Raw genomic sequence first — 26,037 nt, 5'->3', positions numbered from 1 at the left:
ACCGGGTGAAGGAGTGCGCCCCATGGAGATCTTCCCGGACATCCCGCTGGAGGCCTGGGCCGACAGCAAGGCGACGGTCCACAGGTTCGCCCAGATCGTGGGCAAGATACGGCTGGCCGCGGGCGTCCGCCGCAACCACTGGTGGAACGTCCCCTTCCACCTGACCGGGCGGGGCGTCACCACGCGCCCGATGGGCGGGCTGGGCGACTCCCCCGTGTTCGCCATCGACTTCGACTTCGTCGACCACAGACTCGTGGTGAACACGATCGACGGCCGCACCGCCTCGTTCTCGATGCCCGGCCATTCGGTCGCGTCGTTCTACCACGAGCTGTTCGGCGAGTTGGACCGGCTCGGCATCGACGTGTCCATCCGAGCGACGCCGTTCGATCTTGAGGACCACATCCCCTTCGCCGAGGACACCGTCCACCGGGCCTACGACACGACCATGGTCACCCGCTACTGGCAGGTCCTCAGCCAGGTCGCGCAGGTGCTCGAACGCTTCTCGGCGGACTTCTCCGGGAAGATCAGCCCGGTCCACCATTTCTGGCACACCTTCGACATCGCGGTCACCCGATTCTCCGAGCGCCGCGTGGACGAGGGGCCGGAGGTCGACGTGGTGACCCGTGAGGCGTACTCACGAGAGGTGATCAGCGCGGGATTCTGGTTCGGCGACCCGAACCTGCCCGAACCGGCCTTCTACTCCTACACCGCGCCGGAGCCGCCGGGCCTGGAGCAGGAGCCGCTCCGCCCGCCCGAGGCGCGGTGGATGCCGCTGCGGGGCAGCCACCTGGCGATCCTGACCTACGCGGACGCCCGCGCCGCCGCCGACCCGCGCGGGACCGTGCTCGACTTCCTCCGCAGCGCGTACGAGGCGGGCGCCCGGCGGGCCGGATGGGACGTCGCGACCACCTACTGCCCCGGAGGCGTCACCGATCCGGTCGCGCTGCGCGCTGAAGGTCAGGCCCCGCCGCAACGCCCGGCATGACGAAAGCCCCTGTCACCTCCCTGAGCAGAGGTGACAGGGGCATCGGACAGTGTCAGCCCAAGCCGCATGAGCCGTTCACACGGCCCCTCCCCGCCCGCGTCGCTCCGCATGTTTGAGTTCCCAGACAACCGGTCAGTGCCCCGGGCACCGGCCGCGGCGGGCACGCGTGCCTGCTGACGAGTGGTTCAGTCCCGGCGCGCGGGCAGTTCTGGGCGTTCGTCGGTCCAGTCGACCACCTGGTACGAGGTGGAGACACGAAGCTCCGCCTGCCGCCCGTTCGCGAGCGTGGTTGTGTTCGTCCTCACCTGGGCAAGAAGCAGGCCGGTGCTGGGATCGACCACGGTCCGAACCTGGGTGAACAGGCCCGGCTCTATTTCCTCCTGATAGCTGAGCGCCTGCCCGCGCCGACCCAGCGGATCTGTCATCTCCCCCTCAGCCTGTATGCCGGGCAGAGACGCGAGGATCCGGTACGGGATCAACATCGGAGGCCGGACGACAGGGGTGACCGCCGACGCAGGGGTGTTGGCCGGCGCAGCGTCAGAAAGGCCGGCGCAGGGGTGTTGGCCGGCGCAGGGTCAGGAAGGCCGGCGCAGCAGGCGCATCTGGGCCGCGATGCCGTCCAGAGTCCAGTGCGCGTTCAGCCCGCTCGGGTTGGGCAGCACCCACACCTCGCTGCCCGCGATCTCCTCGTCCTGCGGGCCGATCGCGGCCCTGCGCCGCCCGAACGCGAGCCGGTACGCGGAGACCCCGGCGACGGCCAGGACCCTCGGGCGGATCTCCGCGACCAGGCGGGCGAGCCGCTCGGCGCCCTGGCGCAGTTCCTCGGCCGTGAGCTCCTCGGCGCGTGCGGTCGCCCGGGGCGCCAGGTTGGTGATGCCAAGGCCGTAACCGGGGAGCAGGTGCTGCTCGTACGGCGCGAGCCTGCGCGGCACGAGACCGGACAGGTGGAGCGCGGGCCAGAACCGGTTTCCGGGCCGGGCGAAGTGGTGTCCCGTGGCCGCCGAGTAGAGGCTGGGGTTGATCCCGCAGAAGAGCACGTCGAGATCGGGCCCGAGCACGTCGTCGATCACGGCGTCCCTCGCCGCTTCGAGATCGGCGGGCGTGGGCGGCGGAACGGGAGGCACCCTCCGATGCTAGCTAGTGCCCCGCCCGTCAATCTTTGCCCCGTCGCGTCGCCCAGGGCGGCACCTCGCCGCGTTGTCGTCGTCGGCCGTAGGCTCCGCTACGACCTCCTCCTCCGCCTTGCGATGCACCACCCTGGACACCGCTCCTTCCGGGCAAACCTTGCCGGTTGGGGCACTAGTGCCGCACCAGCTTGGGTTTGCCCTGTTTCGTGGGGACATGCCGATCAAGGTCCCACTACGGACGGCGTGATCGCCACAGGTCACCGCGCCACCTACACCCGCACCCAGGGCGTACGGCACCTGTTCGCCGCTATGAACCTGGGTAAGAACAAGATGTACGGGCACATCAAGAAGCGCAAGCGACGCGGCGAGTTCCTGGAGCTCTGCCGCTATCTGCGCAGCTTCACCGCGCTGCGCGAGTTCGCCCTCAACGACACCGGCCGCGCTGATCAAGGCGGCAGCACGGATTCACGCGCCCGCCGTCCCGTAACTGCGTCCGCAAGAACCGACGAACAGTCAGGAGAGGCATGAGCGACACCTTCGCGCAGGGACTGTCCACCCGCAGCGTGCACGCCGGCGAGAGCCGAGATGCCGAGGGAGCGATCCACCCCCCGCTGTACGCCCATTCCACTTTCGCGTTCGCCTCCACCGCCGACCTGCTGGATGTCGTCGAAGGCCGCAAGCCGGGCAACCTCTACACCCGTTACGGCCTCAACCCCACCATCCGCTCCGTGGAGGCCAAGCTCGCCGACCTGGAAGGCGGCGAGCAGGCGCTCGCCTTCTCCTCCGGCATGGCCGCCGAAGCCGCCACCTTCCTGGCCCACACCCGCACCGGCGAGCACATCGTGTGCCTCGGCGACGTCTACGGCGGCACCTTCGAACTGCTCGGCGCCAACCTGCCGCAGGTCGGCATCACCACCACCTTCCTGCGCGCCGACGAAGCCGCCCGCCTGCCCGAGGCACTGACCGACCGTACCCGGATCGTGTTCTTCGAGACGCCGTCCAACCCGACGCTGGAAGTCTTCGACATCGCGGCGCTGTCCGAGAAGGCCCGCGCGGCCGGAGCCCTGACGGTGGTGGACAACACCTTCGCCACCCCGGTCAACCAGAACCCGCTCCAACACGGCGCGGACCTGGTCATCCACTCCGCTACCAAATACCTGGGCGGCCACTCCGACCTGACCGCCGGCGCCCTGATCGGCCGGGCCGACCTGCTGGCTCCTGTGGCGATGTGGCGCAAGAACCTCGGCCAGATGATCGCCCCGGAGACCGCCTCCCTGCTGGCCCGCTCCATCCGGTCCCTGCCTGTACGGGTGCGAGCGCAGAACGCCACCGCGGCCGCCGTCGCCTCCTTCCTGACCACGCATCCGCGCATCAGCCGCGTGCACTACCCGGGCCTGGCCACCGGGACAGCCAAGCAGATCGTGGACGCCCAGATGCGCGCAGGCGGCGGCATGCTCAGCGCCGTCCTGGACGCCACCGCCGAGCAGACCGCCGCGGTCGTGGACCGGCTACGCCTGTTCGCCATCGCCCCCAGCCTCGGCGGCGTGGAAAGCCTCATCACCCAGCCGATCACCACCACCCACCACGGCCTCCCCTCCGACGAGCGCGCCAAGCGCGGCATCGCCGACAGCATGATCCGCCTGTCCATCGGCCTGGAAGACGCCGACGACCTCATCGCCGACCTCGCCCAAGCCCTCGACCCCGCCTGACCCCAGACACCACCGCAGCGGCAGGCCGAGCATCGCGCTCCTTAGGGTAGGTACTTTGATCTCAAGGGCGGCGGTGGCGTCTGCTATCGCCGTCCGCAGGATCTGGTAGGTGATGAGCAGGGCGTAGATCTCTTGCTGGACGCCGAGCTTCCCGTCATTGGTTGCGACGAGGTCCGGGCGGCTGCCCCGGTGAACGGTACGCAGGCCGATGCTTCCGCCTCGTTGCGATATCCCGCGATTCCCGGGATCCGCTGCCCGCTCACTGCTCCTCCAGGAGCGCGGGCAGCTTGCGCATGTCGTCGCCGCCCGTCGAACCGGTGATACAGGCCGGTGCGACCGAGAGTGTGCCCACAAATCCCCCAGGATGAACGATGTTCGTCCCTGGTTCTCCTGGATGTCAGGATCATGATCTCGCGTGTTGGTCCGCTACCGGCACTCTCACCGTCGACATACGCATTGCCGACGAGGAGCACGTGTCATGCGCTTCAGATCTCCGTACCGCCGAGCCTCCGTGCTTGGGGCGGCCCTCGCCGTCTCCGTCGGGGCCGGTGCCGCCGTGGCGCCGGTCGCACTCGCCGCACCCGGTGCGCCGGGTACCCGGCCGTCGTTCTGCCACCACGACAATCGCAGCACGCCGTTCGCGCAGTACCTGTGTGCTGAGCCCGGTGACCTGCTCGATGTCCGCATCGGTGACGTGCACCCAACCCAGCCGTCACTGGGTTTTGACGAGGTGTACTACAAGCTCGGCCGCTACACCCTCGGCAAGGACGCGATCAACAAGAAGTTCGACGACTGGTGCGAGGCCGATGGCCGGGTAGCGGCGGCGTCGGTGTCGCCCGGCGCGCGGCTGGACGACCCGTCCTCGTTCACGTGTCAGCTCGCGGTCGGCGCGGAGACGGCGGACAGCATCGCCGCCATGAAGACCGTCGTCATCGGTCCCGGTGGCGAGCCGTTCCTCACCGATGGGCACCACACGCTCACCTCCTTCATCGAGACCCCCGATGGCGGTGCCGGCCTGCACGTGCGGCTGCGGGTACAGGCCAACCTGAGCACCCTCACCCGTCAGGACTTCTGGAACCAGATGCGGGCGCACAAGTGGGTGTGGCTGCGTGACCCCAACGGCAAGCCGGTCACCGTGAACAAGTTGCCGACCGGCGTGGGGCTGGCCAACTTCGCCGACGACAAGTACCGCAGCCTGCTCTACTTCGGCCGCGACATCGGCTACTCGCAGAACGGGCTGCCGTTCCAGGAGTTCTACTGGGGCAGCTGGGCCCGCGACGCCAAGCCGATCAACCTGGCCAACTGGAACCAGAACGACCACGGCAGCTACCTGGCCACCGTCAAGGCGCTGACGGAGACGATGACCGCGTTGCCCAAGAACACCACCGTCGACAACGGCTTCACCGCCGCCGAGCTCGGCGCGCTGGACCGGTGGAACGGCGGCAAGGCCGCCGACAAGGGCGAGTTCGACAAGCTGAGCAAGCCGTACTCCGACGCCAAGCCCGGCAAGCTGGCCTACACGCTGGAGTACAAGCGGGTCCACAACCTGCGCTGAGGCCTCCGGGACACGCCACGCGCCCTGGAGGAGATGGGCTGCCCCTCCCCACCCCTTCCCGCGGTCACCCCGCCCGGCCGAGCCGTACGCGGACCACGAGATCGTGTACGGCCGCGCCCGCGGTGGGGGCGTCCGGCAGCGCCGACGCCTCCCTCGCCTCCTCCAGGGCCGCCGTCAGCTCGAGCACGTCCCGGGCGAGCCGCTCACGGCCCGGGCCGTCCCCGGGCAGCGCGCCGTGCTCGGCCCCGCGCTTGGCCTCCACTAGCTCCGGCAGGTACGGCGGGCCGTACGGCAGCAGGCGGGTCAGATCGGCGACGACCCGGCCGGTGCGCATGAGATGCGCACCGGTCAGCAGCACCCGGAAGGTGTAGAGCAGGGGTTTGAGCTCGCCGGTGCGCTCGAAGAGCCGCCACTGGGTCCGGGCGAAGCCGAGGTAGTGGTGCGCGTGGTGCCGGGTCAGGCAGGCGGGCGCGAGCGCGACCAGCTCCTCGTGGACGGCTGACGACGCCACCACCAGCGGCGACAGGAGCTGCTCCAGCACGTAGCCGTTCCTGGTCAGCAGGAGGCGGCAGAACTTGAGCAGGTCGTGGGTGACGAGATCGACCTCGACGCCGTCGCGTTCCCACGACCGGGAGATCGTCTCCTCGCCGGTCCGCAGGCCGACCACCTCCTCGGCCGGGAGCGCGTGCATCCCGCGCAGGTCCACGTCCGAGTCACGCGAGGGGAAGCCGTACAGGTGGGCGCCGCTGACGGTCGCGAAGAGCAGCGGATAGGGCTCGTCGGCGCAGACGTCGGCGAGCCAGGCGGGAGGGACGGCGGTCACAGCGCGCTCCTCCGCACGTCGATCAGGAACGCCTCGACCGCGGCCCGGTCCGGCTCGGCGGGCAGCGCGGCGGGGCCGCCGCCTCCGGAGAGGCCCGCGACCAGGTCGGCGCGCCACCGCACCACCTCGGGCCAGGGCACCTCGCCGCGGCGGACGGCGAGCAGCCGGTCCCGGTGCTCGGACATGTCCAGCAGCGGTTCGCCCGCGCGCACCAGGTGGCGGCCGCTGATCAGCAGCCTGATCATGTGCATGACCTGCTTCCATTTCGGCCGTTCCGGGCTGAGCCGGCGGAACTGGGCGTCGGCGTACCGGAGGAAGGTCTCCTCGGCCCGGACCGAGAGAAACGCCTGCCTGATCGCGCGCAGCCGCGCGCCGGTTTCGGTGACGTGCTCGACGAGCGGCGACCAGAGGCACTCCAGGACCGTGGGATTGGCCCCGAGCGCGAGCACGCAGAACCGCTCGACCTCCCAGGAGAACTCCTCGGGGCGCGGCCCCTCCACGTGGGTGGGCGGCTTGTCCAGGCGCCAGAACATGGGCGTGGGCGGCACGAAGACGCCCCGCCGATCCACGTCGCTGTCCGCGGTGGCCAGGCCGTACGCGCGCGAACCGACGACCACGGACAGGACGATGTGCCGGGGCACCAGGTCCTCGACGCCCGTCGCGGCTCCCCCTGCCCCCGGCCCCGACCGCTCCCCCGAGGACGTCACAGGCGCGGGTCCACGGGCTCGGACTCCAGGGCCAGTACGGCGAAGACCGGCTCGTGGACGCGCCACAGCGGTTCGCCCTCGGCGAGACGGGTGAGCGCCTCCAGTCCGAGCGCGTGCTCCCGCAGCGCCAGCGAGCGCTTCCTGCCGAGGAACCGGCGCCGCAACACGTCCAGGGACTCGGTGTAGTCCGGCCCGTAGATGATCCGGAGGTACTCGCGGCCGCGGACCTTGATCCCTGGCTGGATCCGGCCGGGCGTGTGGTCCACCGGTTTCACCACCATGCCCTCGCCACCCGCGGCGGTCAGCTCCGACCACCACTCGATCGCGTTCGCCCGCTCCTGCTCGGAGTCCAGCGACACGAACGCGTGCCGGGTCGGCGCGATCAGCCCAGTCGCGCCGGACTCAGGCACGCGCAAAGACGCGCCGGACTCGGGCGCGCGCAAAGACGCGGAGGTCTCGGAGGACACCCGCGACAGCACGTCCAGATGCCAGGAGTGCGGCTCGCTCACGGCCGTCGCCCGCCCCTCGCACGCGAGGATCTGGAACGGCGCGAGCCGTACACCGTCGAGGCCGGACACCGGCCAGCAGTATCGCGCGTACGCGTCGCGGAAGCGGGCGGCGTTGTCCTGGCGGCGCCGGGTGCGCTCAAGCAGGTCGCCGACGTCCAGGCCGCGCCCCGCCGCCGCCGAGAGCGCCGCGACCGCGTCCGGCAGCGCGGCCCGCGCCGCCGCCCCGACCGAGGCGTACTGGCCGCGGATCAGCTCCTCCGCCTTCGCCGACCAGGGCAGCAGCTCGCAGTCGAGCACCACCCAGTCCGAGACCAGCTCGTCCCAGAGCGGACGCACCTCCTCGCGCAGCCGGTCGACCAGCTCGCCCATCCGGCCGTCGCCGAAGAACGGCCGACCGGTGCGCGTGTAGACCGCGCCCGCGCTCCCGTCGGTGACCCCGAACCGCTTGGCCGCTACCTCGGGGGTCCGGGCCAGTACGGCTATCGCCCGCGACCCCATGTGCTTCTCCTCGCACACGACGCGGGTGACACCCGCCTGGGCGAACTCCTCGAACGCCTCCGCCGGATGCTCCAGGAAGCCGTCGAGTGTGGACGTCTCCGGCGGCGCCATGGTCGGCGGCAGGTAGACCAGCCAGTGGGGGTCCACCGCGAACCGGCTCATGATCTCCAGAGCGGCGGCGGCGTTCTCCTCCCTGACCTTGATCCGGCCACCGAGCCGCGTGTCCACGTACCGGGTTCCGGTGACGTCGCCGATCCGCAGCGCGCCCGGGTCACGGCCGGCCGGCGCCCCGAGCGGCCGGACCGACTCGTACCAGACCCGCTCCGCCGGCACGGAGACCAGCTCGCGCTCGGGGTAGCGCAGGGCGGTCAGCTTCCCGCCGAAGACGACCCCGGTGTCCAGGCAGATCGTGTTGTTGATCCACTCCGGCTTGGGGACCGGCGTGTGGCCGTAGACCACCATCGCGTGGCCCCGGTACTCCTCCGCCCACGGGTAGCGGACGGGCAGGCCGTACTCGTCGGTCTCCCCCGTCGTGTCGCCGTACAGCGCGAACGCGCGCACGCGGCCGCTGGCCCGCCCGTGGTAGGCCTCCTTGAGTCCGGCGTGCGCGACGACGAGCCGTCCTCCGTCGAGCCGGTAGTGGCTGATGAGGCCGTCCATGAACGCCCTGGCCTCCCGCTGGAACTCCTCCGGCTCGGCGGCGAGCTGCTCCAGGGACTCCTTGAGGCCGTGCGCGACCCTGACCTTGCGCCCGTTGAGCGCGCGGACGAGCTTCTGCTCGTGGTTCCCGGACACGCAGAGGGCGGTCCCGGCCGCGACCATGCCCATGACGAGGCGCAGCACGCCCGGGGTGTCGGGGCCGCGGTCGACCAGGTCGCCGACGAACACGGCCGTACGTCCCTCGGGGTGGACCGCGCCCCCGGGGGTGACCTCCCAGCCGAGGGAGCGCAGCAGCGTCTCCAGCTCCGACCGGCATCCGTGCACGTCGCCGATGATGTCGAACGGACCGGTCAGCTCCGTCTTGTCGGTCCACGACTTCTCGTAAGAGATCACCGCCTCGTCGATCTCGTCCCCGCGCAGGACGTGGACGCGGCGGAAGCCGTCCTTGGACATCCGGCCAAGCGAGCGGCGCAGCTCCTTGCTCTGCCGGGTGATCACGCGCGGCCCGAAGTTCCGGTCCGGCCGTACGGCGTTGCGCTCGACGGCCACCCGCTCCGCGACGTCGAGCACGATGGCGTCGGCGAGCACGTCATGGCTCCTGGCCAGCTCGATCAGCTTCTTGCGGGCGTCCCACTGCACGTTGGTGGCGTCCACGACCGTGAGAAGGCCGCGCCGCAGACGGGTCCCGACGATGTAGTGCAGCACGTCGAACGCGTCCGGCGTGGCGGACTGGTCGTTCTCGTCGTCGGAGACCAGGCCCCGGCAGAAGTCCGACGAGATCACCTGCGTGGGCGCGAAGTGCCGGGACGCGAAGGTCGACTTCCCGCTCCCGGAGACGCCGACGAGCACCACCAGCCCGGCCTCCGGAACCTTGACCTCAACCATCGCCCTCGCTCCTCTCCGCCGTCACGCTGAACACCGCCATCTGGGTGGGCGGCCCGATCTCCGAGTCGTCCTCCCCCACCGGCCTGAGCGCGACGTGATATCCGTACCGGCCTGCCACCGCCGAGGCCCAGGCGGCGAACTCGGCCCGGGTCCACTCGAACCGGTGGTCCGGGTGGCGCATCGCCCGGCCCCTGCCATGGGCTTCGCCCAGGAAGTCGTAGCGCACGTTGTACTCCGAGTTGGGCGTGGTCACGACGACGTGCGCGGGCTTGGCCGTACCGAAGACGACCCGTTCCAGCGCGCGCAGCCGGGGCGGATCGACGTGCTCGATCACCTCCATGAGAACCGCGGCGTCGTACCCCGCGAACCGTGGGTCGGCGTAGGTCAGCGCGCCCTGGAACAGCTCCAGGCGGGCCCGTTTCGCGTCCGGCATCCGGTCCAGCTTGAGCTTGCGCGCGGCGATGGCGAGCGCCTGCGTGGACACGTCGGTGCCCGCGATCCTGGCGAAGGACGGCCGGACCAGCAGCGCGGAGAGCAGTTGGCCGGACCCGCACCCGAGGTCGATCACCGTACGCGCGCCGAGTTCCTCGAGAACGGCGACGACGGCGTCCCTCCGCAGCACGTTGAGGGGGACGCGACCGCCCTCCGGCCCAGTCGCGGGGTCGGACACAGGCGTGACCGCGGGCTCAGACCCGGACCCGGACCCGGACCCGGACCCGGACCCGGCAGGCTGGTCGGGAGTGAGCTCCTCCTCCACGGGCGGCTCCAGGGCCTCCTCGACGTCGTCACCCAGCTCGGCCAGCCGGGCGAAGGCCGTCCGCTCCAGCGCCCTGCGACGGCCGAGGTACCGCCGGGTGATCAGGCCCTTCTCGGGATGCACGGCCAGCCAGCCCTCACCCGCGCGGACGAGCTTGTCCACCTCGTCGCCCGCCAGCCAGTAGTGCTTGGCGTCGTCCAGCACCGGCAGCAGCACGTACAGCTGGTTGAGCGCGTCGGCGAGCCGCACCTCACCCCGCAGCGACAGCCGTACGTACCGGGAGTCGCCCCACTCGGGGAATCCCTCGTCGAGGGGGACGGCGGTCGCCTCCACCTCCCATCCGAGCGGCTCGAACAGCCGGTGGGCGAGCGCGGCGCCGCCGCGGCACGGCAGCGCGGGCAGGAGGATCTCCAGGGGCATCGGTCCCGCCGCCAGCTCGGGCCGGGCGTCGCAGCGCCCCGTCCTGGCCGTCCGGAAGACGTCCGCGAGCGCCACGGCGAGCAGCGACGACGCCGCGTAGGGTCGATCGTTGACGTACTGCCCCAGGCTGAAGTCCGGCGAGGTCTTGCCGCGCGAACGCGCGAGCCGGACCGGATCGACGTCCAGCAGCAGGGCCGCCGTGCAGCGCCGCTCCGTCGCCTCCGGGTAGAAGACGCGCGCCGTGCCGAACGACTGGGCGAACTCCTGCACCCGTTCGGGGTGCTTGTGCAGGAGGAAGCCGAGATCGGTCGCCGGACGGGACGTCACGGAGGAAACGGTAGAGATCGCGAGAAGCACGGATCAAGCATTCCGCACGGTCTCCCGACCTTCCACCCAATTCCCGGCGAACCGCGACGCCCACGCCCTCTGCCGACGCCGACCGGGGCCGACGGCGATCACACGCGAAGCACGACCTCGGTGACGCTCACACGTGCGGCATGACCTCTGCGGCGATCAGTTCGAGGTGGTCGAGGTCGGCCAGATCCATGACCTGGAGGTAGATCCGCTCCGCGCCGATCTCCGCGAACCTGCCGATCTTCTCCATGACCTCGGCGGGCGTTCCGGCGAGGCCGCCCGCACGCAACGACGCGACATCCTGGCCGATCGTCGCGGCGCGACGGGCGATCTCGGCCTCGTCCCTGCCCACGCACACGGTCTGCGCGGCGGAGTACACCATCGACTCCCGCCCGGCGGCCTCGCACGCCTCGCGCACCCGCCCGAATGCCTGCCGGGTCGCGTCCAGCGTCCCGAACGGCAGGTTGAACTCGTCCGCGAACCGCGCGGCCAGCCTGGGCGTACGGCGGGGGCCGCCACCGCCGATGATGATCGGCGGCCGGGGCCGCTGGACCGGCTTGGGAAGCGCCGGAGACTCCTGCACCCGGTAGTGCGCGCCCGCGAACGAGTACGGCTTGGCCGTTTCCCAGAGACCGGTGATGATCTCAAGCTGCTCCTCGAGCCGCTCGAACCGCTCGCCCACCGGCGGGAACGGGATGCCGTAGGCGCTGTGCTCGGCGTCGAACCAGCCCGTGCCCAGACCGAGCTCGACCCTGCCGCCGCTCATCTGGTCGACCTGCGCGACGCTGATGGCGAGCGGGCCCGGGAGCCGGAAGGTCACCGGCGTGACCAGAGTGCCCAGCCGGATGCGCGACGTCTCCCTGGCCAGGCCCGCGAGGGTCACCCAGGCGTCCGTCGAACCGGGGCCGGGGTCGCCGGCGCCGATCCGCAGGTAGTGGTCGGAGCGGAAGAACGCGTCGAATCCCAGCCTCTCCGTGGCCTGCGCCACCGCGAGCAGATCATCGTACGTGGCGCCCTCTTGCGGCTCGGTGAAGATCCTCAGCTTCATCCGGTCATTATCTCCCCGGCCATCCGGGTGCGGTTGATAAAGTCCATGCATCATGCGCGCAATGTAGCCACGGAATGACTCAGGGTGGTGAGTGGTGGATTCTGCACGGCGGGAGCGCGAGCCTGGAACACCTCCGCGGTCCCTGGTGGCCCTGGCCGCGACCGCCTTGATCGCCGCCACCGGATACGCCCTCTGCCTGCTGCCCGCGCAGGTGCGCCCGGACTGGTCCGCCACCACCTCCGCACCATCCCCGGAACCGAGCGCGACGTCCCCCAGGCCGGGTGTGATCGCCGGATCCCCGGTCGCGTTGCGCACGCCGGAGCCGTCCGGGCCGGTCCCGGTGGCAGTGCGGAGCGGCAGCCCCTCCGGTTACGTCGTCTTCGTGGACGCCGTGCGGGATCCCGAGTTCGACCTGGCCGGGACCGCCCGCCGCACCGGCGCCGGCTGGTACACCATCGGCCACCTCGCCGCCGGGCCGGACGGCTGCACCCCACGCTGGGGCGGGATCACCGAGCAGGGCAGGAACCCCATCGCCAACCGCATCGGTTCCCTCCGGGCGCGGGGCGGGGACGCCGGCCTCGCGTTCGGCGGGCCCTCGGCCCGCGAGCTGGCGGCCACCTGCCCGGACCTTGACCGTCTGCTGGCGGCCTACCGACGGGTGATCGGCTCCTTCGCCCCCGCCGTCATCGACTTCGAGATCCGCGACTCGACCGATCCGGCGGCGACCGGGCGACGCGCTGCCGCGCTCAGCGTGCTGCAGCGGGAGGCCGCGGCGAGCGGCCGCGCGCTCACCGTCACCTTCACCCTCCCCGCCTCGGAGTCCGGCCTCTCCGCATCCGACAGCGCCATGCTGCGCACCGTACGCGCCGCGGGCGTCGACATCCGCGCGGTCAACCTACTCGTCCCCTTCCAGCCGGGCGTGCCCGGCAACCTGCACCGGCTGGCGACCGCGGCCAGGGCCGCCCATGCCCAGTTCCCGTACGCGCTGGGCGTGGCCGACGGGCCGGCCTGGCAGCGGATGGGGCTCACGCCGGTGCTGGCCGCCCCGCAGGACCTCGGCCCCGGCCAGGCGCGGCGGCTGGCCGCCTTCCGCATGCGGAACGGCCTGGCCTGGGTGTCGGTCCGCGGCGCCCCGCCCAGCGACGAGGTCAGCCGGATCCTGGGCGCCACCCGGCCGTGATCGTTCCGCCGCTGCTTCAATGAGGATATGGACGCACGGCGGTTGCTGGGCGATGCGCGGGTGGCCAGGCTCGCCACGGTGAGCGGGGCCGGGATCCCCCATCTCGTGCCCGTCACGTTCGCCCTCTACGGCGACACCATCGCCACGGCCGTCGACCACAAGCCGAAGACCACCACGAACCTGCGCCGGATCCGCGACATCCGGGAGAACCCGAACGTGTGCGTGCTGGCCGACCACTACGCCGACGACTGGGACGAGCTGTGGTGGGTCCGGGCGGACGGGTACGCCACGATCGTCGAGAACGACGGGGAGCGCGCCCCCGCGCTGGCCGCGCTGGCCGGGAAGTACGCCCAGTATCGGGAGCGGCCGCCCACCGGCCCCGTCATCCTGATTCAGGTCACCGCCTGGCGTTCCTGGTCGTCCTCCTGACCCGCTCCTGACCCACGCGGCCCCCATCCCGGAACGAGCGACACCCCGCTCCGGACGGCGGAGCGGGGTGTCGTGGCTAGCCCCTCCCGTCAATCTTTGCCCCGTCGCGTCGCCCAGGACGGCACCTCCGCCCCCGGCGGGATCGGCTGCTCCGCTACGAGCTCCTCCTCCGCCTTGCGATGCACCGCCCTGGACACCGCTCCTTCCGGGCAAACCTTGCCGGTCACGGCGCTAGGTCAGGCGCGGGCCGGGGCCACCGCGCGGGCCGTCCGCGAGAACTCGCGGCACGCGTCCGCGCACTTCTTCATCATGGGGTCACCGCCGCCCACGCTCGTGGCCATCTCGGCACACCTGTCCGCGGCCTGGGCGCACATCGCGGCCAGGTCCATGGCCATCGGCGACTGGCGCATCATCATGTCGCCGCACATGCGGGTCATGTCGGAGCAGTCCATCAGGGCGCCCATCATCGCCATGTCGGCGTGCTTGCCGCCCTGCTGGAGACAGTGCGTCATGGTCTGCTCGCAGATGCTGTGGACCTCCATGCACCTGTCGATGCATTTCTGCATCTCAGGCGTGATCTTCTTCTCCTGCTTCATGCTTCCCCCCGTGGTCGTGACCGCCCGGTCGCCGGGCCGCGTCGGATGGCGTGCAGGAGATTGGATTCCCCGTCTCAGGTGCCGAGATGTCCCTATTTCACTACTTTGATCACTGTTTGCGGTTGGTTTATAAATTTCGCGATCTTTGCGGAATAGCGCGCGAAGATCATCGGCCGATCGATCAGTCCTTGATCAGGAGCGCGACGCACTCCACGTGGTGGGTCATGGGGTACTGGTCGAACGCCCTCAGGTCCGCCAGGCGGTAGCCGTACGGGGCGAACCACGCGATGTCCCGCGACATGGTGGCGGGATCGCAGGAGACGTAGACGATCCGAGGCGCGTCCAGCGTGGCCACCCGGTCCACCACAGAGCGTCCGAGTCCGGCCCTCGGCGGGTCGACCACGACAAGGTCGGCCCGCTCGATCTCCAGCCGGTCGAGCGCCTCCTCGACCTTGCCCCGCTCGACGCCGGCCTGCGGCAGGTCCCGCAGATTCCACCGCGCGTCCTGCACAGCCTGCGGATCCGACTCGATGCCCAGCACCGCACCATCGGGGCCCACCGCCTCGGCGAGACCCGCGGCGAACAGGCCGACACCGCAGTAAAGGTCGAGCGCCCACTCCCCCGCCTTCGGCCGCGCGAAGTCGAGCACCGTGTCGAGCAGGGTCGCGGCCGCGCCTGGATGCACCTGCCAGAAGCCGCTGGCGGTGACCCGGAAGTCCCGGTCGCCGACGCGTTCGGTCATCGACGCCTGGCCTCGCACGGCGCGCGTGCCGCGCTTGCCCTCGTCGATCAGGATCGAGGCGTCCACGTCGGGCAGGGACACCCTCCTGCCGGGCTTCGGGGTGACGATGACGACCCGGTCACCGCCCGAAGACGCCACGACCTCGACGGCGGCGGCCCCCGGCCAGGTGAGCGCCTCCACGCCGACCTCCTCGACCGCGGGATGGGCGATCGGGCACCAGTCGACGTGCTCGATGTCGTGCGAGCGGTGGCGGCGCAGGCCGATGGAGCCGTCCCGGTCCGCGGCGAACTGCACCCGCGTCCGCCAGCCGAGCCCGCCCCCGGCGGAGCCGGGCACCTCCTCGACGGTCACCTCGCGTTCGACGCCGGCGAGGCGGCGCAGCTGCTCCTCGACGACGGACGCCTTCAGCCGGCGCTGGGCCTCGGGCGACGCGTGCTGCCAGTCGCAGCCGCCGCACCGCCCCGGGCCGCTGAACGGGCAGGGCGGCGTCACCCGGTCCGGCGACGCCTCCAGAATCTCGACCGCGTCCGCGCGCAGGAACCGCGCGGTCTCCTCGGTGATCTTCGCGAGCACGCGCTCACCGGGAAGCGCGTGCCGTACGAACACGACGCGTCCCTCGTGCCTGGCCACGCACCAGCCGCCGTTCGCGACCGGCCCCACCGTCAACTCGATCGCCATCGTGTTCCCCTCGCGGCTCTCGTTCTGCATCATGCTTTGATCTCGTCGTTCTTGACCTCGGCGTGTGACCGCCGGACCGCGCCGGGCGCGAACGCCTCCGGACGGCCCTTGAGCCGGTCGGACGAGGCGAGCTGCCACGGCACGCTGGTGACCATGACCCCGGGCTTGAACAGCAGACGCCCCTTGAGCCGCAGCGCGCTCTGGTTGTGGAGCAGATGCTCCCACCAGCGGCCGACGACGTACTCGGGGATGTACACGGTCACGACGTCACGCGGCGACCTACGGCGCAGCGACTTGACGTAGTCGAGCACCGGCCCGGTGATCTCCCGGTAGGGCGAGTCGAGGATCTTCAACGGCACCGGGATGCCCCGTTGGTCCCACTCCTCCTGGAGCTTGGCCGCCTCGTCGGCGTCCACACTCACCGTGACGGCCTCCAGGGTGGACGGCCGGGTGGCCCTGGCGTACGCGAGGGCGCGCAGCGTCGGCTTGTGGATCTTGGACACCAGCACGATGGAGTGGTTGCGCGCGGGCAGCATCGTCTCGTCGATCTCGCCCTCGGGCGCGGCGAGTTCCTCGGCGACCCGGTCGTAGTGGTGCCGGATGGCCTTCATCATCAGGAAGAGCACCGGCATGGCGATGCAGACGATGTACGCGCCGTGGGTGAACTTCGTGATCAGGACGACGACGAGGACGACGCCCGTCATCACGCCGCCGAAGCCGTTGATGACGCGGGAGCGCATCATGCGGAAGCGCGTCTTGGGATCGGTCTCGGTCTTCAGGTGCCGCGTCCAGTGCCGCACCATGCCGATCTGGCTGAGCGTGAACGACACGAACACGCCGAGGATGTAGAGGTTGAGCAGCTTGCTCACGTCGGCCTGGAACGTCCAGATGAGCAGGCAGGCGCCCGTTGCGAGCAGGATGATGCCGTTGCTGAACGCCAGCCGGTCGCCGCGGGTGTGGAGCTGGCGCGGCAGGTAGCGGTCCTGGGCCAGGATCGAGGCGAGCACGGGGAAGCCGTTGAACGCCGTGTTCGCGGCCAGGAACAGGATGAGCGCGGTCACCGCGGCGATCGCGACGAAGAAGATCGACCCGTCGCCGAACACGGCCGACGCGACCTGCGCGATGATCGGCTGCTGGTAGTAGTCCGACCCGGCCGGCTGTCCGTTGATGAGGACGTGCGTGGCGACGTTCGAGGGCTCGGTCAGCTTCACCCCGGACTTGAGGCCGAGGAAGATGATGCCGCTGAACATGACGACCGCGATGACACCCATCATGAGCAGCGTCGTCGCGGCGTTCTTGCTCTTGGGCTTCCGGAACGCCGGCACGCCGTTGCTGATCGCCTCGACGCCGGTCAGCGCGGCGCAGCCGGAGGAGAACGCGCGCAGCACCAGGAAGGCCATCGCGAACCCGGCGATGTCGGCCTGTTCCGCCACGATCTGATAGTCGGCCGTCGGGGCACGCAGCGTGTCGCCCAGCACGAGCAGCCGGAAGAGGCCCCACAGGACCATGCCGATCACGGCGAACATGAACGCGTACGTCGGAACCGCGAAGGCCGTACCCGACTCACGGATGCCGCGCAGGTTCATGATCGTCAGCAGCACGACGATCGCGACCGCCACCAGCGGCCGGTTCTCCGCGACGAACGGCACCGTGGCACCCACGTAGTCGGCGCCGTTGGCGACAGACACGGCCACCGTCAGCACATAGTCCACCAGGAGCGCACTCGCCACGGTGAGCCCGGCGCTCGGTCCCAGGTTGGTGGTCGCCACCTCGTAGTCGCCGCCGCCGCTCGGATAGGCGTGCACGTTCTGCCGGTAGGACGCGACCACGGTCAGCATGACCATGACGACGCCCAGGGCGACCCACGGGCTGTAGCTGTAGAACGCGGCGCCGCCCAGCGAGAGGATCACCAGGATTTCCTGCGGCGCGTACGCCACGGAGGAGAGTGCGTCGCTGGCGAAAACCGGAAGTGCGATGCGTTTGGGCAGCAGCTGATCGTGGAGTTGCGTGCTGCGAAGCGCACGCCCCACGAGGAGCCGCTTGACGAGGTCCGTCACCTTTGACACGACTGTCGATGCTAGTCCTTCACCTTGCCTCCCCGCTCACCCGGCATCCACGACGAGCGACATACTGTGCTCAGAGGAGACCGCCTCAACCCAACGGCGGGAGAGCATGCATATCGTGATCATGGGATGCGGGCGGGTCGGCTCGACGCTCGCCCACATCCTCGAGGACAGCGGCCACTCGGTCGCGATCATCGACCGTGACCCGCAGGCCTTCCGCAGGCTGCGCGCGGGGTTCCGCGGCCGGCGGGTCACCGGGGTCGGCTTCGACCGCGACGTCCTGGAGGAGGCAGGACTGGCGACGGCATCCGCCTTCGTCGCGGTGAGCAGCGGAGACAACTCCAACATCATCTCCGCCCGCGTGGCCCGCGAGACCTTCGGCGTGGACAACGTGGTGGCCCGCATCTACGACCCCCGACGGGCCGAGGTCTACCAGCGCCTCGGCATCCCGACCGTGGCGACGGTCCGCTGGACCGCCGACCAGGTCCTGCGCCGGGTGCTCCCGGAGGGGACGGAACCACTGTGGCGCGACCCCACGGGAACCGTGACCCTCGCCGAGATGGCGTTCCACCCCGGCTGGATCGGGACCCGGACCCGCAAGGTCGAGGAGGTGACGGGCGGCAAGGTCGCCTTCGTCAACCGGATGGGCGAGGCCCTCGTGCCCAAGGACGACACCGTCATCCAGGACGGCGACATCCTGCACGTCATCGCCGCGGACAACGACATGGACCGGATCAACAAGGTGCTGTCCGGCGCACCTTCCGAGGAGCACTGATGCGCGTCACCATCGCGGGCGCGGGCGCCGTGGGGCGCTCCATCGCCGTCGAACTCCTGGAGAACGGCCACGAGGTCCTTCTCATCGACGTCGATCCCCGAGCCATCAAGATCGACAGCGTTCCCCGTGCGGAGTGGCTCCTCGCCGACGCCTGCGAGATCTCCTCACTCGACGAGGCCGGGCTGAACAGCTGCCAGGTCGTGATCGCCGCCTCCGGAGACGACAAGGTCAACCTGGTGGTCTCCCTCCTGGCGAAGACCGAGTACGGTGTGCCCCGCGTCGTCGCCCGCATCAACCACCCCAAGAACGAGTGGTTGTTCAACGAATCGTGGGGCGTCGACGTGGCGGTCTCGACGCCGCGCCTGCTCTCGGCGCTGGTCGAGGAGGCCGTCAGTGTGGGCGATCTCGTCCGGCTGATGACCTTCCGGCAAGGCCAGGCGAACCTCGTCGAGCTCACTCTGGCCGAGGACGCGCCGGTGGTGGGCCAGCGGGCCGGTGCGGTGCCGTGGCCGGTGGACGCGGCGCTGGTCGCGATCCTGCGCGAGGGCCGGGTCCTGGTGCCGTCGGCCGACGACCCGCTCGAGGCCGGAGACGAACTGCTCTTCGTGGCCAACCAGGACGTGGAGCACGAGCTCGCCGAGCTGCTGTCGGGCCGCTGAGCCCCGGCGACGCCGCGACGCGGTCGCCCCCGCCCGGAGCGGGGCGACCGCCGCTCAGCCGGTGCTCGGGATCGCCGCCGCTCAGCCGGTGTTCTGGATCGCCGCCGCTCAGCCGGCGTTCTGGATCGGGGTGCGGCCGCGGGCGAGCATCCAGACCATGGCACCGAGAGCCGCGACCTGGAGCGGCCAGCCCAGCGCGATCTTGGTGAGGCCGAGCGTGACCACCTGGTCGAACATGTAGAGAGGCAGCTGCACCAGCACGCGCACCAGGCACGGCAGCATCAGCAGCCACGTGAGCCGGGAGCAGAGCCGGACCACGCCGGCGTCCTTGTGCCAGGCAGTGGGATCCCCTGTCACCGAGCCGATGAGGAAGCCCATCACCGGCCAACGGGTCACGATCGACAGCAGCATGGCCGCGGCGTACGCCGCGTTGTAGAGGATGCCCGGCAGGAAATAGTCCTTCGCGTCGCCGCTGCGGGTGGCGAAGAACGCGCCGATGGCGATGCCGATGAGGCTGTTGATCACGAACTGTGGCGTGCTGCGCTGTACGAGCCGCACCAGCAGCAGCGCCACAGCGGTGGCGATGCTGACGATCAGCGAGAGCTTGAGCTCGCTGGTGCCCACCCACATGGCGGTGAAGGCGATCGTGGGCACCGCCGCCTCGACGATCCCCCGCGTGCCGCCCAGCGCCTTGCCGAGCTGGGCCCTGAGGGCGGCCTCGACGGTGTCGTGTGCGGCGTGCGTCGCCGTTACGTCCGCTGCACTCATGATTCCTCCTCGCGTCGCGACCGGCTCGCCCGGCCGCGTGGCGCGTCGCTCGCGCCGATCCGCCCGGCGAACGCACTCACGCGCGCTCCCCGACGATCACTGGCCACCGGCGGGGCGGAGCTCGTAACGTGGGTTGAACATGACCTTACGGCCGTCCTGGACGCTGACCAGGCCCTCGGCGCGGACCACGCGGCCCGGCTCGATGCCGACGATCTTTCGTCGGCCGAGCCACACCAGGTCGATCACATCGGAACCGTCGTAGAGCTCCGCCTCCAGGGCGGGCGCTCCGCCCCGAGGCCGGAGCGTCACGGTCCGTAGCGTGCCGGCCACGCAGGAGCGTTGCCGCTCCGCGCAGGAGGCGATGGGCGTGGCGCCGTGCCGCCCAAGGTCCTCGCGGAGTTCTTCGGCCTCCAACTCGGCCTGGGTGCTCGTCAGCCGCTGGAAGAAGCCGCGCAGACGGCCTTTCTTCACCGGCTCCGCCGTGCTCATCACTCGCTCACCGTCTCCTCGCGGGCCGTACGGGCCGCGTCGCCGCCGGCGACGCTCCCCGAGGAAGTGCCGGCCGACCACTCCGCGTGCTCACCGAGCCCGCTCCGTGTACATGCATCCCAAGCGTAGGCGATGGGGGGCGGCGGAGCGCAGGCCAGGCTTCACCGGATCTCGGAGATCTCCGGGCCCCGTTCGAACGGCTTGAACTCCTCGTGCTCGGGCTCCTGCTCCATCGCCTGCCTGGCCTCCGCGGGCAGGCGCAGCTCGATGGGCTCGCGCGGAGCCATCGGCTCGTCACCGCGGACGACGACGATGTCGCGGACGACCCCTTCGAGGGTCGCGGACGCGGCCGAGTCGAGCGCGGCCCGGCCGCTGAAGGCCGCCCGCAGGAGCCAGCGCGGGCCGTCCACCCCGATGTAGCGGACCGGCTGCGGCCCCTGCCCCTGCGCCGGGACCTTCGCGGCCAGCTCCGTCCCGAACGGGCCCTCCCGCTCCTCGGCGGTGCCGCCCAGGGCGGCCACCTCACGGGACAGCTCGGCACGGACCTCGTCCCAGATGCCGCCGCGTTTCGGCGCGGCGAACGCCTGCACCTGCAGGGCGCTTTCCTCGACGAGGACGACCGCGCCGACGATGCTGTCACCGGACATCGTCAGCTGGACCTCGAAACCGGGACCGACGGGCAGGAGCAGGCCTCCCAGATCCACCCGCTCGCCCTCGGGATAGCCCTCGTCCCCGTCCCATGGACCTGATTCGCGCGTAGGAGCGGCGGGCTCCCCCTCAGCAACGGCCTGCGGGGTCTCCTCATCCGCGCGCCGGCGGCGTCCGAACACGTCGTTCACACTCCTTAAGACCTGTGCTCGCCTATGATCATCGACCTGTGGAGCCGAACCCGTTCGCGCCGCGTACGGAGCCGGGCAGCCGGTCCACCTCGTGGAACGACGCCTTCTCCACTCGCTGGATGACCAGCTGGGCGATGCGGTCGCCACGCTTCAGCCGCGCGGCGTCCTTGGTGTCGGTGTTGAGGAGGGTCACCTTGATCTCGCCGCGGTAGCCCGCGTCGACCGTTCCCGGCGCGTTCACCAGGGTGACGCCGAACTTGGACGCGAGCCCCGACCGGGGGTGCACGAACGCGGCGTACCCGTCCGGAAGGGCGATGGCCACCCCGGTGCCGACCACGGCCCGCTCCCCCGGCAGCAACTCGACGTCCGTCACGGCGTACAGATCGGCCCCGGCGTCACCGGGATGCGCGTAGCCGGGGAGCGGAAGCCCCGTGTCGAGACGGTGGATCAGCACCTCAACATCCATGAGCCAAGACACTACCCGTTGCGCTGGGGAGATACCGCCTCTCAGGAGCCCGACGATGGCGGCGTGGACGAGTCCGCCGGCACCGCTTCCAGTTCGGGCGACGACGCCGGCGGAGGCGGAGGCTCCGGCGGCGGGGTGGAGGGCGGCGGCTCGACGGGCGGCGGGTTCCTCCGCAGCTCGGGCAGCGCGCGGTAGATGACCGCACTGATCGGCACCGCCACCGCGGCTCCGGCGATCCCCGCGATCACACCGCCCACGCCGAGCACGAGGATGATCGCCAGCGGGTGGAACTCCAGCGCCCTGCCGACGATGAGCGGCTGCAGGACGTGGTTCTCCAGCTGCTGCTCGACGATGAGGACACCGACGAAGATCACCGCGGGCAGCCAGCCCTGCGAGCCGAACGTCACGAGGGTCGCGACGGTTCCGGCGAAGAGGATGCCGACGATCGGGATGAAGCTCGCCATGAAGACCAGCACCGCGAGGGGCGCCCACAGCGGCACCTGCAGGACGGCGAGGGTGGCGCCGATCACCACACCGTGGATCGCGGCCACCGCGACGGTGCCCTGCACGTAGTGCGAGAGCGTCCGCCAGGCAGCGCGTCCCGCCCGGTCGACGCGGGGCGCCGCGCCGCCGAACGCGCGCAGGAACCAGGCCCAGATGCGGTCGCCGTCCTTGAGGAAGAAGAACGTCACGAAGAGCAGCAGCACGATGCCGGCGAGCACCTCGATGACCGCCGTCGCGCCGGTGAGGACCGTTCCAGTGATCTGCCCGCGCTGTTCGGAGAGCTGCTTCATCAGCTCGTCCATGGCACCGGTGATCTGGGACTCCTTCAGGTGGATCGGGCCGTTGATCAGCCAGTTCTGCACCTCGCGCGATGTCTTCTCGATCTGGTCGACGAGACGCGGGTACTCCGCGTTGGCCCTGACACCGATCAGGAATCCCATGCCGACGATGACCGCGAAGAAGAGCAGCATGGTGAGCCAGGTGGCGTAGATGGGCCGCATCCGTCTACGCAGCCTGCCGGTCACCGGATAGAGCAGGGCGGTCAGCAGGAACGCCACGGCGACCGGCAGCGCCACGATGGCGACGCGACCGATGATCTGCCAGAAGAAGTAGATCACCACACCGAGAACGATCAGACAGGCGCCCCACACGGCGAGTGTGAGCAGTGTGGGGGGCACGTTAAGCGTTCGACGTTGCTTTTCCGGGATCACAACGTCCAGCCTGGCACGTCGCCCCCCAACGTGCGCACCTGATTATTCATCCGGTGACGAACATCGCCCTATCACTCGGCGAGTGTGACGGACACCACCTGCTCATCGCCCGTGGGGTCGAGGACGAACTCCTCGACGTTGCCCGCCGCGCACAGGTCGTCCTGCGCCTGCCGTACGAGCCCGGTGTGGGGGCCGGACACGGTGAGCCGCGAGATCTCGGCCCGCATGGACAGCCTGGCCTCGGACTTGGCCTTGCGCACCTGGCGCAGAACCTCGGCCACCGCGCCGAGCACCGCCGGGTCGCCCTTATCGCCGCGCCGATCACCGCGACTGTCACCGGCGCCCGTACCGAGATCGGCGTCGAACTCGGCGGTGGACGGCCAGGCGGCGCGGTGCACCGAACCGGCGCGCCACCACGACCAGACCTCCTCGGTCACGAACGGCAGGAACGGCGCGAAGAGCCGCAGGAGCACGTCGAGCGCCCGGCGCAGCGCCGTGACGGCCGATGCGTTCCCGTCGTAGGCACGGGCCTTGACCAGCTCCAGGTAGTCGTCGCACAGCTCCCAGAAGAAGCGCTCCGTGCGTTCGAGCGCCCGGGTGTAGTCGTACTCCTCGAACGCCTCGGTGGCCTCGGCCACGACCGCGCGCAGCGCGGCCAGCATCGACAGGTCGAGGGCCTCGGTGACCCGCTCCTCGCCCGCCGGGACCTCGCCGAAGCCGAGCACGAAGCGGGAGGCGTTCAGGATCTTGATGGCCAGCCGGCGGCCGATCTTGATCTGCCCGGTGTCGAACGCCGTGTCCGTACCAGGCCGCCCGCTCGCCGCCCAGTAGCGCACGGCGTCGGAGCCGTACTGCTCCAGCAGGCCGAGGGGCGTGACCACGTTGCCCTTGGACTTGGACATCTTCTTGCGGTCCGGGTCGAGAATCCAACCGGAGATCGCGGCGTGCTTCCAGGGAAGGCCGCCGTGCTCCAGGTGCGCCCGGACGACCGTGGAGAACAGCCAGGTCCGGATGATCTCGTGGGCCTGCGGACGCAGGTCCATCGGGTAGACCCGGCGGAACAGGTCGTCGTCACGCTCCCAGCCGGCCGCGACCTGTGGCGTCAGGGACGACGTCGCCCAGGTGTCCATCACGTCGGGGTCACCGATGAAGCCCAGCGGCCTGCCGCGCATGTCCTCGGTGAAGCCCGGCGGCACGTCCGTGGACGGGTCGACCGGCAGGGACGACTCGTCGGCCGGGATCGGCGCGTCGTAGACCGGCCGGCCGTCGCTGTCCAGGGGGTACCAGACGGGGATCGGCACGCCGAAGAACCGCTGGCGGGAGATGAGCCAGTCGCCGGCCAGGCCCTCGACCCAGTTGTCGTACCTCACCCGCATGTGCGGCGGGTGCCAGCGCAGCTCGGTTCCCTGGTCGAGCAGGGCGAGGCGCAGCTCGACGTCACGGCCACCGTTGCGGATGTACCACTGGCGGGTGGTGACGATCTCCAGCGGCCGGTCGCCCTTCTCGTAGAACTTCACCGGTCGCTGGATCTTGCGCGGGTCGCCGTCCAGGTCGCCGGCCTCGGCGAGCATCTCCACGATCCGCTCGCGGGCGCCGTGCACGGTCTTGCCCGCCAGCTCCTTGTACGGCTCGGCGGGCACGCCGTCCGGCGGGTCGGTCAGCAGGCGGCCGTCCCAGCCGATCACCGGGCGGGTCGGCAGGTCCAGCTCGCGCCACCAGGTGACGTCGGTGACGTCGCCGAAGGTGCAGATCATGGCGATGCCCGAGCCCTTGTCCGGCTCGGCGAGGTGGTGGCCGAGGACCGGCACCTCAACGCCGAAGATCGGCGTGCGCACGGTCGTGCCGAACAGCGGGCGGTACCGCTCGTCGTCGGGATGGGCGACCAGGGCGACGCAGGCGGGGATCAGCTCGGGCCGGGTCGTCTCGATCCACACCCGGTCGCCGAAGCCCTGCTCGCGCTGCTCAGGGGACAGCTCGAACCCGATGCGGTGGAAGGCGCCGGGCCACTCCCGGTCCTCCAGCTCGGCCTGGGCCACGGCGGTGCGGAACGTCACGTCCCACAGCGTGGGCGCCTCGGACAGGTAGGCCTCGCCGCGGGCGAGGTTGCGCAGGAACGCCCGCTGGGAGGCGACCCGCGCCCGCTCGCCGATCGTGGCGTAGGTCAGGGACCAGTCCACGGACAGGCCGAGGCGGCGCCACAGCTCCTCGAACGCCTTCTCGTCCTCGGCGGTGAGCCGCTCGCACAGCTCGATGAAGTTCTTCCTGGACACCGGGACCTGTGCCTTGGCGGCCTTGCCCCCGCTCGCCGGCGGCTGGAAGTCCGGGTCGTACGGCAGCGAGGGGTCGCAGCGGACGCCGAAGTGGTTCTGCACGCGACGCTCGGTGGGGAGGCCGTTGTCGTCCCAGCCCATGGGGTAGAAGACCTCGCGCCCGCGCATCCGCTGGTAGCGGGCGACCGCGTCGGTGTGGGTGTAGGAGAAGACATGTCCGACGTGAAGCGAGCCGGAGACCGTGGGCGGCGGCGTGTCGATCGAGTAGATCTCGTCGCGGGTGCGGGACCGGTCGAAGCGGTAGGTGGCGTCCGACTCCCAGCGCGCTACCCATACCGCCTCAAGTCCATCCAGAGTGGGCTTCTCGGGCATGGCGGCGGTGCGCAGCGGCTGTTCGGTCATGCCGCCTAATGGTATGGCGTCGGCGGCTCTACCGTGCGAAGAGACTAGGGTCGTTACCGAGGAGGAATCATGGCGGAAATCACGCATGCCGGGCAGGAATCAGGCGCGGCGGACAAAACCGATATGACGTGGCGGATCGTTGGCGGCTTGGTGGGCCTCGGCGTGGGCTTCGCCTCGCGCAAGGTGCTCTCGTTCGCGTGGCAGAAGACGACCGGGAAGAAGCCCCCGGCCAGCGCGGACTCGCTGGAGATCAGCCTCGGCGAGGCCATCGCGTACGCCGTGGTGATGGGTTTGGGCATGGAGGTCGCCCGCATCGTCGCGGTCCGCGCGGCCGCCAAGAAGTGGCATTCGTGGAAGTCCGACGCCGAGGCCAAGCTCTGACTCTCAGCAGGCTCTGACTCTCAGCAGGCTCTGACTCTCGGCAGGCCCT

At 70.6% G+C, this 26,037-nt stretch carries 25 protein-coding genes; 9 read left to right on the top strand and 16 right to left on the bottom strand.

Annotated features, from left to right (window positions below; translation table 11 throughout):
• Window positions 1-22: 22 nt before the first annotated feature.
• Window positions 23-985: a DUF5996 family protein gene (locus tag QSK17_RS03415; RefSeq protein WP_285702887.1), complete on the top strand. Its 963-nt coding sequence runs from the start codon at window positions 23-25 to the stop codon at window positions 983-985.
• A gap of 185 nt (window positions 986-1,170) precedes the next feature.
• On the opposite strand, the gene QSK17_RS03410 is transcribed toward QSK17_RS03415, so the two are convergent.
• Together QSK17_RS03410 and mug are read right to left on the bottom strand one after the other, a co-directional pair.
• Window positions 1,171-1,410: a hypothetical protein gene (locus QSK17_RS03410; RefSeq protein ID WP_285702886.1), complete on the bottom strand. Its 240-nt coding sequence runs from the start codon at window positions 1,408-1,410 to the stop codon at window positions 1,171-1,173.
• A gap of 150 nt (window positions 1,411-1,560) precedes the next feature.
• Window positions 1,561-2,109, bottom strand: coding sequence for a G/U mismatch-specific DNA glycosylase (gene mug, locus QSK17_RS03405; protein ID WP_285702885.1), 549 nt, complete (start codon window positions 2,107-2,109; stop codon window positions 1,561-1,563).
• Between the two features lie 246 nt (window positions 2,110-2,355).
• Between mug and QSK17_RS03400 the strand changes: the two genes are divergently transcribed.
• The 3 genes from QSK17_RS03400 to QSK17_RS03390 all read left to right on the top strand — a co-directional run bounded on the left by QSK17_RS03400 (window position 2,356) and on the right by QSK17_RS03390 (window position 5,376).
• Complete coding sequence (locus QSK17_RS03400) at window positions 2,356-2,640, top strand: hypothetical protein (RefSeq protein WP_285702884.1); 285 nt, start codon at window positions 2,356-2,358, stop codon at window positions 2,638-2,640.
• Window positions 2,637-3,821, top strand: coding sequence for a trans-sulfuration enzyme family protein (locus tag QSK17_RS03395; protein WP_285702883.1), 1,185 nt, complete (start codon window positions 2,637-2,639; stop codon window positions 3,819-3,821). The genes QSK17_RS03400 and QSK17_RS03395 overlap by 4 nt, the downstream gene beginning before the upstream one ends.
• Before the next feature lie 478 nt (window positions 3,822-4,299).
• Window positions 4,300-5,376, top strand: coding sequence for a ParB/Srx family N-terminal domain-containing protein (locus QSK17_RS03390; protein WP_285702882.1), 1,077 nt, complete (start codon window positions 4,300-4,302; stop codon window positions 5,374-5,376).
• 64 nt (window positions 5,377-5,440) lie between these two features.
• On the opposite strand, the gene QSK17_RS03385 is transcribed toward QSK17_RS03390, so the two are convergent.
• The 5 genes from QSK17_RS03385 to QSK17_RS03365 all read right to left on the bottom strand — a co-directional run bounded on the left by QSK17_RS03385 (window position 5,441) and on the right by QSK17_RS03365 (window position 12,037).
• A complete protein-coding gene (locus QSK17_RS03385) occupies window positions 5,441-6,199 on the bottom strand; it encodes a nucleotidyltransferase domain-containing protein (RefSeq protein ID WP_285702881.1) in 759 nt (252 codons plus the stop codon).
• Window positions 6,196-6,906: a nucleotidyltransferase domain-containing protein gene (locus QSK17_RS03380; RefSeq protein WP_285702880.1), complete on the bottom strand. Its 711-nt coding sequence runs from the start codon at window positions 6,904-6,906 to the stop codon at window positions 6,196-6,198. Before QSK17_RS03380 ends, QSK17_RS03385 begins: the two co-directional genes overlap by 4 nt.
• Window positions 6,903-9,458, bottom strand: coding sequence for a polynucleotide kinase-phosphatase (locus QSK17_RS03375; protein ID WP_285702879.1), 2,556 nt, complete (start codon window positions 9,456-9,458; stop codon window positions 6,903-6,905). Before QSK17_RS03375 ends, QSK17_RS03380 begins: the two co-directional genes overlap by 4 nt.
• Window positions 9,451-10,992: a 3' terminal RNA ribose 2'-O-methyltransferase Hen1 gene (locus tag QSK17_RS03370; RefSeq protein WP_285702878.1), complete on the bottom strand. Its 1,542-nt coding sequence runs from the start codon at window positions 10,990-10,992 to the stop codon at window positions 9,451-9,453. Before QSK17_RS03370 ends, QSK17_RS03375 begins: the two co-directional genes overlap by 8 nt.
• A 127-nt stretch (window positions 10,993-11,119) precedes the next feature.
• Window positions 11,120-12,037 (bottom strand): LLM class F420-dependent oxidoreductase, encoded by a 918-nt coding sequence (locus QSK17_RS03365; RefSeq protein WP_285702877.1) that lies wholly within the window; start codon window positions 12,035-12,037, stop codon window positions 11,120-11,122.
• A 94-nt stretch (window positions 12,038-12,131) separates the two neighbouring features.
• Here QSK17_RS03365 and QSK17_RS03360 point away from each other — a divergent pair, with 94 nt between their 5' ends.
• Together QSK17_RS03360 and QSK17_RS03355 are read left to right on the top strand one after the other, a co-directional pair.
• Entirely contained in the window at window positions 12,132-13,217 is a 1,086-nt protein-coding gene (locus tag QSK17_RS03360) for a glycoside hydrolase family 18 protein (RefSeq protein ID WP_285702876.1), read from the top strand.
• 27 nt (window positions 13,218-13,244) lie between these two features.
• Window positions 13,245-13,646, top strand: coding sequence for a TIGR03668 family PPOX class F420-dependent oxidoreductase (locus QSK17_RS03355; RefSeq protein ID WP_285702875.1), 402 nt, complete (start codon window positions 13,245-13,247; stop codon window positions 13,644-13,646).
• A 236-nt stretch (window positions 13,647-13,882) separates the two neighbouring features.
• On the opposite strand, the gene QSK17_RS03350 is transcribed toward QSK17_RS03355, so the two are convergent.
• The 3 genes from QSK17_RS03350 to QSK17_RS03340 all read right to left on the bottom strand — a co-directional run bounded on the left by QSK17_RS03350 (window position 13,883) and on the right by QSK17_RS03340 (window position 17,728).
• Entirely contained in the window at window positions 13,883-14,242 is a 360-nt protein-coding gene (locus tag QSK17_RS03350; RefSeq protein WP_285702874.1) for a four-helix bundle copper-binding protein, read from the bottom strand.
• A gap of 181 nt (window positions 14,243-14,423) precedes the next feature.
• Window positions 14,424-15,692, bottom strand: a complete 1,269-nt coding sequence (locus tag QSK17_RS03345; protein WP_502889131.1) for a class I SAM-dependent RNA methyltransferase — start codon at window positions 15,690-15,692, stop codon at window positions 14,424-14,426.
• Window positions 15,692-17,728 (bottom strand): APC family permease, encoded by a 2,037-nt coding sequence (locus QSK17_RS03340; RefSeq protein ID WP_285702872.1) that lies wholly within the window; start codon window positions 17,726-17,728, stop codon window positions 15,692-15,694. The genes QSK17_RS03345 and QSK17_RS03340 overlap by 1 nt, the downstream gene beginning before the upstream one ends.
• A gap of 106 nt (window positions 17,729-17,834) precedes the next feature.
• Here QSK17_RS03340 and QSK17_RS03335 point away from each other — a divergent pair, with 106 nt between their 5' ends.
• Complete coding sequence (locus QSK17_RS03335; RefSeq protein ID WP_285702871.1) at window positions 17,835-18,500, top strand: potassium channel family protein; 666 nt, start codon at window positions 17,835-17,837, stop codon at window positions 18,498-18,500.
• Window positions 18,500-19,159: a potassium channel family protein gene (locus QSK17_RS03330; protein WP_285702870.1), complete on the top strand. Its 660-nt coding sequence runs from the start codon at window positions 18,500-18,502 to the stop codon at window positions 19,157-19,159. Before QSK17_RS03335 ends, QSK17_RS03330 begins: the two co-directional genes overlap by 1 nt.
• 108 nt (window positions 19,160-19,267) lie before the next feature.
• On the opposite strand, the gene QSK17_RS03325 is transcribed toward QSK17_RS03330, so the two are convergent.
• The 6 genes from QSK17_RS03325 to valS form a co-directional block, all read right to left on the bottom strand.
• Window positions 19,268-19,927: a DUF3159 domain-containing protein gene (locus tag QSK17_RS03325; RefSeq protein WP_285702869.1), complete on the bottom strand. Its 660-nt coding sequence runs from the start codon at window positions 19,925-19,927 to the stop codon at window positions 19,268-19,270.
• Window positions 19,928-20,023: 96 nt separating this feature from the next.
• Window positions 20,024-20,416 carry an OB-fold nucleic acid binding domain-containing protein gene (locus QSK17_RS03320; RefSeq protein WP_285702868.1) on the bottom strand — a complete coding sequence of 131 codons (393 nt, stop codon included), beginning with the start codon at window positions 20,414-20,416 and terminating at the stop codon, window positions 20,024-20,026.
• Window positions 20,417-20,577: 161 nt separating this feature from the next.
• Window positions 20,578-21,255, bottom strand: coding sequence for a DUF3710 domain-containing protein (locus tag QSK17_RS03315; RefSeq protein WP_285702867.1), 678 nt, complete (start codon window positions 21,253-21,255; stop codon window positions 20,578-20,580).
• Between the two features lie 28 nt (window positions 21,256-21,283).
• Window positions 21,284-21,721, bottom strand: coding sequence for a dUTP diphosphatase (gene dut / locus QSK17_RS03310; protein WP_285702866.1), 438 nt, complete (start codon window positions 21,719-21,721; stop codon window positions 21,284-21,286).
• 41 nt (window positions 21,722-21,762) lie between these two features.
• Window positions 21,763-22,902: an AI-2E family transporter gene (locus tag QSK17_RS03305; RefSeq protein ID WP_285702865.1), complete on the bottom strand. Its 1,140-nt coding sequence runs from the start codon at window positions 22,900-22,902 to the stop codon at window positions 21,763-21,765.
• Between the two features lie 104 nt (window positions 22,903-23,006).
• A complete protein-coding gene (gene valS / locus QSK17_RS03300; protein ID WP_285702864.1) occupies window positions 23,007-25,607 on the bottom strand; it encodes a valine--tRNA ligase in 2,601 nt (866 codons plus the stop codon).
• Between the two features lie 69 nt (window positions 25,608-25,676).
• Here valS and QSK17_RS03295 point away from each other — a divergent pair, with 69 nt between their 5' ends.
• Window positions 25,677-25,988, top strand: a complete 312-nt coding sequence (locus QSK17_RS03295; RefSeq protein ID WP_285702863.1) for a DUF4235 domain-containing protein — start codon at window positions 25,677-25,679, stop codon at window positions 25,986-25,988.
• Window positions 25,989-26,037 lie beyond the last annotated feature (49 nt).

The sequence above is a fragment of the Microtetraspora sp. NBRC 16547 genome (genome assembly GCF_030268965.1).
Lineage (GTDB): Bacteria > Actinomycetota > Actinomycetes > Streptosporangiales > Streptosporangiaceae > Microtetraspora.
This window is presented reverse-complemented; position numbering and strand designations above follow the sequence as displayed.

Coding starts and splice junctions, on each gene's coding strand:
- QSK17_RS03320 (WP_285702868.1), bottom strand. CDS start 20,416: ATGAGCACGGCGGAGCCGGTGAAGAAAGGCCGTCTGCGCGGCTTCTTC.
- dut (WP_285702866.1), bottom strand. CDS start 21,721: ATGGATGTTGAGGTGCTGATCCACCGTCTCGACACGGGGCTTCCGCTC.
- QSK17_RS03350 (WP_285702874.1), bottom strand. CDS start 14,242: ATGAAGCAGGAGAAGAAGATCACGCCTGAGATGCAGAAATGCATCGAC.
- QSK17_RS03395 (WP_285702883.1), top strand. CDS start 2,637: ATGAGCGACACCTTCGCGCAGGGACTGTCCACCCGCAGCGTGCACGCC.
- valS (WP_285702864.1), bottom strand. CDS start 25,607: ATGACCGAACAGCCGCTGCGCACCGCCGCCATGCCCGAGAAGCCCACT.
- QSK17_RS03330 (WP_285702870.1), top strand. CDS start 18,500: ATGCGCGTCACCATCGCGGGCGCGGGCGCCGTGGGGCGCTCCATCGCC.
- QSK17_RS03375 (WP_285702879.1), bottom strand. CDS start 9,458: ATGGTTGAGGTCAAGGTTCCGGAGGCCGGGCTGGTGGTGCTCGTCGGC.
- QSK17_RS03325 (WP_285702869.1), bottom strand. CDS start 19,927: ATGAGTGCAGCGGACGTAACGGCGACGCACGCCGCACACGACACCGTC.
- QSK17_RS03355 (WP_285702875.1), top strand. CDS start 13,245: ATGGACGCACGGCGGTTGCTGGGCGATGCGCGGGTGGCCAGGCTCGCC.
- QSK17_RS03295 (WP_285702863.1), top strand. CDS start 25,677: ATGGCGGAAATCACGCATGCCGGGCAGGAATCAGGCGCGGCGGACAAA.
- QSK17_RS03345 (WP_502889131.1), bottom strand. CDS start 15,692: ATGCAGAACGAGAGCCGCGAGGGGAACACGATGGCGATCGAGTTGACG.
- QSK17_RS03335 (WP_285702871.1), top strand. CDS start 17,835: ATGCATATCGTGATCATGGGATGCGGGCGGGTCGGCTCGACGCTCGCC.
- QSK17_RS03410 (WP_285702886.1), bottom strand. CDS start 1,410: ATGACAGATCCGCTGGGTCGGCGCGGGCAGGCGCTCAGCTATCAGGAG.
- QSK17_RS03415 (WP_285702887.1), top strand. CDS start 23: ATGGAGATCTTCCCGGACATCCCGCTGGAGGCCTGGGCCGACAGCAAG.
- QSK17_RS03365 (WP_285702877.1), bottom strand. CDS start 12,037: ATGAAGCTGAGGATCTTCACCGAGCCGCAAGAGGGCGCCACGTACGAT.
- QSK17_RS03390 (WP_285702882.1), top strand. CDS start 4,300: ATGCGCTTCAGATCTCCGTACCGCCGAGCCTCCGTGCTTGGGGCGGCC.